Source organism: Priestia sp. P5_B4, assembly GCF_056400385.1.
On the sequence record NZ_JBFULJ010000273.1, the window covers coordinates 1 to 4,633 of the forward strand.

Genomic DNA, 4,633 nt, shown 5'->3' on the forward strand with positions numbered 1-4,633 from the left:
CAATGAAAGGCTATCATGCGATGATGGTCGATATCGCCGTGCAGCTTATTCAAAAGTGGGAGCGTCTAAATGCAGATGAGCATATTGAAGTACCGGAAGATATGACGCGTTTAACGCTTGATACAATCGGTCTTTGCGGCTTTAACTACCGCTTTAACAGCTTTTACCGAGATCAGCCGCATCCGTTTATTACGAGTATGGTCCGTGCACTGGATGACTCGATGAACAAGCTGCAGCGAGCAAATCCAGATGACCCAGCTTATGATGAAAACAAGCACCAGTTTCAAGAAGATATCAAGGTAATGAACAACCTAGTAGATAAAATTATTGCAGATCGCAAAGCAAGCGGTGAACAAAGCGATGATTTGTTAACACATATGCTAAACGGAAAAGATCCAGAAACAGGTGAGCCGCTTGATGACGAGAACATTCGCTATCAAATTATTACATTCTTAATTGCGGGACACGAAACAACAAGCGGTCTTTTATCATTTGCGCTGTATTTCTTAGTGAAAAATCCACATGTATTACAAAAAGCAGCAGAAGAAGCAGCACGAGTTCTAGTAGATCCTGTTCCAAGCTACAAACAAGTCAAACAGCTTAAATATGTGGGCATGGTCTTAAACGAAGCGCTGCGCTTATGGCCAACGGCTCCTGCGTTTTCCCTATATGCAAAAGAAGATACGGTGCTTGGAGGAGAATATCCTTTAGAAAAAGGCGACGAACTAATGGTTCTCATTCCTCAGCTTCACCGTGATAAAACAATTTGGGGAGACGATGTGGAAGAGTTCCGTCCAGAGCGTTTTGAAAATCCAAGTGCGATTCCGCAGCATGCGTTTAAACCGTTTGGAAACGGGCAGCGTGCGTGTATCGGTCAGCAGTTCGCTCTTCATGAAGCAACGCTGGTACTTGGTATGATGCTAAAACACTTTGACTTTGAAGATCATACAAACTACGAGCTGGATATTAAAGAAACTTTAACGTTAAAACCTGAAGGCTTTGTGGTAAAAGCAAAATCGAAAAAAATTCCGCTTGGCGGTATTCCTTCACCTAGCACTGAACAGTCTGCTAAAAAAGTACGCAAAAAGGCAGAAAACGCTCATAATACGCCGCTGCTTGTGCTATACGGTTCAAATATGGGAACAGCTGAAGGAACGGCGCGTGATTTAGCAGATATTGCAATGAGCAAAGGATTCGCACCACAGGTCGCTACCCTTGATTCGCACGCCGGAAATCTTCCCCGCGAAGGAGCTGTATTAATTGTAACGGCGTCTTATAACGGACATCCGCCTGATAACGCAAAGCAATTTGTCGACTGGTTAGACCAAGCGTCTGCTGATGAAGTAAAAGGCGTTCGCTATTCCGTATTTGGATGCGGTGATAAAAACTGGGCGACAACGTATCAAAAAGTGCCTGCTTTTATCGATGAAACGCTTGCCGCTAAAGGGGCAGAAAACATCGCTGACCGCGGTGAAGCAGATGCAAGTGACGACTTTGAAGGCACATATGAAGAATGGCGTGAACATATGTGGAGTGATGTAGCAGCCTACTTTAACCTCGACATTGAAAACAGTGAAGATAATAAATCTACACTTTCACTTCAATTCGTCGACAGCGCCGCGGATATGCCGCTTGCGAAAATGCACGGTGCGTTTTCAGCGAACGTCGTAGCAAGCAAAGAACTTCAACAGCCAGGCAGTGCACGAAGCACGCGTCATCTTGAAATTGAACTTCCAAAAGAAGCTTCTTATCAAGAAGGAGATCATTTAGGCGTTATTCCTCGCAACTATGAAGGAATAGTAAACCGTGTAACAGCAAGGTTYGGCCTAGATGCATCACAGCAAATCCGTCTGGAAGCAGAAGAAGAAAAATTAGCTCATTTGCCACTCGCTAAAACAGTATCAGTAGAAGAGCTTCTGCAATACGTGGAGCTTCAAGATCCTGTTACGCGCACGCAGCTTCGCGCAATGGCTGCTAAAACGGTCTGCCCGCCGCATAAAGTAGAGCTTGAAGCCTTGCTTGAAAAGCAAGCCTACAAAGAACAAGTGCTGGCAAAACGTTTAACAATGCTTGAACTGCTTGAAAAATACCCGGCGTGTGAAATGGAGTTCAGCGAATTTATCGCCCTTCTGCCAAGCATACGCCCGCGCTATTACTCAATTTCTTCATCACCTCGTGTCGATGAAAAACAAGCAAGCATCACGGTCAGCGTTGTCTCAGGAGAAGCGTGGAGCGGATATGGAGAATATAAAGGAATTGCGTCGAACTATCTTGCTGAGCTGCAAGAAGGAGATACGATTACGTGCTTTATTTCCACACCGCAGTCAGGATTTACGCTGCCAAAAGACCCTGAAACGCCGCTTATCATGGTCGGACCGGGAACAGGCGTCGCGCCGTTTAGAGGTTTCGTGCAGGCTCGCAAACAGCTAAAAGAACAAGGACAGTCGCTTGGAGAAGCGCATTTATACTTCGGCTGCCGTTCACCTCATGAAGACTATCTGTACCAAGAAGAGCTTGAAAACGCCCAAAATGAAGGCATCATTACGCTTCATACCGCTTTTTCTCGCGTGCCAAATCAGCCGAAAACATACGTTCAGCACGTGATGGAACAAGACGGCAAGAAATTGATTGAACTTCTTGATCAAGGAGCGCACTTCTATATTTGCGGAGACGGAGGCCAAATGGCACCTGACGTTGAAGCAACGCTTATGAAAAGCTATGCTGACGTTCACCAAGTGAGTGAAGCAGACGCTCGCTTATGGCTGCAGCAGCTAGAAGAAAAAGGCCGATACGCAAAAGACGTGTGGGCTGGGTAAATTAAAAAGAGGCTAGGATAAAAGTAGTTTAGTTGGTTGAAGGAAGATCCGAACGATGAATCGTTCGGATCTTTTTATTGGTAGAGTGAACGTAGATTTCATCTATTTAGTGACTTGTAGCGGTTGATCGGAGTGCAAGGCGAAGTTTTGCAAGAAAATCAACCCCGGTGCCTAAAGCGATTTATACGAGTTCATTTCTCCCGTTTATTCGTCTTTTGTCCCCACTTCATTTTTATAGCGTCTTAACGTTTCTTCTGCGTGACAGCAGATTTTTTCAATTAGCTTCTGAGGTTCTTCAATAAAAGCATGAGCCCCTAAGGTATAGAAAAAAGAAGCCATGTAATTTATTTCATTTCCATCAGTTATTATATCGATATAGCCATTCCCATCACGCGCCACCTTCACATGATTTTCAAGCCACGGAACACCTTTACACTGACGAACACCTTCGTGTGTCAAGGTTACTTTTAACGAAATCGGCTGTGAGTTTACCGGTTCTGTTTCAAGCCATTCCTTTAACGTAAGAGACATATTTTCGTCTTTTTCTAAAACTTTTAACGAGTGAATACGATCGGCTCGAAACAATAATACTTTTTGCTTATTGTAAGAATAAGCAGGACAGTACCATAAACCGTTATGAGCATAAATTCCAAGGGGTTTGACTTGTTTTCTTGTTTGACCCGCCTTTGAATCATAAAGAAATTCAATATACTTTCCTGCAAGGCTTGCTTCTAAAAGCTCTTTTAAATAAGGAGTATCTAGGTTTCTTTTAGGATTCCAAAACGCAATATGAGCACTCATTTTATCTACTTTTTTCTTTGTTTCCTCAGACAGGTACACATAAAACTTTTGAAGAGCCGCATGAATTTCTGCATCAAACGGAAGGTCATGATAATACTGCAGAGCTTGATAAGCAAAAAAGATAGAAATAGCTTCTTCTTCCGTAAACAAAATGGGAGGGAGAATACGATTTTTTAGCACTCTGTAACCGCCGCTCCGCCCTTTTTCACTGTAAAGAGGCAGCCCTAATTCACTTAAGTCCAGTAAATAGCGCTGGACGGTCCGCACGGAAAGACCAAATTCCTCCGCTAGTTCTTTTGCCGTAAACGTTCTTTTTGTATTAATAAACATGAGCATATCAACAAGCCGTCTAGACTTAGCCATTTATTTTCACCTTTTTCTTTTAATATGACAAAAAGTGTCGTATTAAGATGATATCATACAGAAACAGTAAAGTTGAAAGGAGAAAAGGGAATGAAGAAAAAAATCGTCGTATATATTGCGGCAAGCTTAGACGGATATATTGCAAGAGAAAACGGAGAGATTGACTGGCTGGAAAGCGTAGAAGGAGAGGGAGACAACGGCTACGAAGCGTTTTATCAAACGTGTGATGCGGTTGTTATGGGAAAAGCTACGTACGACCACGTGCTGAAGCTCACACCTGAGTTTCCATATCTCGGTAAAAAATGCTACGTGTTTAGCCGCTCAGCTCAAGGAAAAGATCAATATGTCGAGTTTATAAACGAAAGCGTGGCGTCATTTCTCAACAACCTCAATCAAGATACGAAAAAAATATGGCTGGTGGGAGGCGCTGATATTCTCACTGATTTCTTAAAAGCAAAGAGGGTGGATGAATTTATTATATCGGTCATTCCCGTTTTGCTTGGGGCTGGTATTCCGCTGTTTAAACGAGGAATTCCCGAAATGAATTTGAAGCTTACCGATATAAAACAGTACGGGCAAATTGCTCAGCTTTATTATGGAAAAGAATAAGCTTTTCGTAATAAAAACTCTTTCTGCAGTGTCAGTATGCTCAT

Annotated in this window: 3 protein-coding genes; 2 read left to right on the top strand and 1 reads right to left on the bottom strand. The window is 43.0% G+C overall.

Annotation, left to right across the window (positions count from 1 at the left end; translation table 11 throughout):
- The coding region (locus AC1DRF_RS17315; RefSeq protein ID WP_477741251.1) for a bifunctional cytochrome P450/NADPH--P450 reductase at positions 1–2,816 on the top strand (2,816 nt) is incomplete at its 5' end.
- A gap of 204 nt (positions 2,817–3,020) precedes the next feature.
- Here AC1DRF_RS17315 and AC1DRF_RS17320 read toward each other — a convergent pair.
- The gene (locus tag AC1DRF_RS17320; protein WP_427075943.1) at positions 3,021–3,980 is read right to left on the bottom strand and encodes a helix-turn-helix transcriptional regulator; all 960 of its coding nucleotides are present in this window, start codon (positions 3,978–3,980) and stop codon (positions 3,021–3,023) included.
- Between the two features lie 90 nt (positions 3,981–4,070).
- On the opposite strand from AC1DRF_RS17320, the gene AC1DRF_RS17325 reads away from it, so the two are divergent.
- The gene (locus tag AC1DRF_RS17325) at positions 4,071–4,589 is read left to right on the top strand and encodes a dihydrofolate reductase family protein (protein WP_427075944.1); all 519 of its coding nucleotides are present in this window, start codon (positions 4,071–4,073) and stop codon (positions 4,587–4,589) included.
- Positions 4,590–4,633 lie beyond the last annotated feature (44 nt).

Excerpts from the sequence above, each read along its gene's own strand:
- AC1DRF_RS17320 (WP_427075943.1), bottom strand. The coding sequence starts at position 3,980 with ATGGCTAAGTCTAGACGGCTTGTTGATATGCTCATGTTTATTAATACA.
- AC1DRF_RS17325 (WP_427075944.1), top strand. The coding sequence starts at position 4,071 with ATGAAGAAAAAAATCGTCGTATATATTGCGGCAAGCTTAGACGGATAT.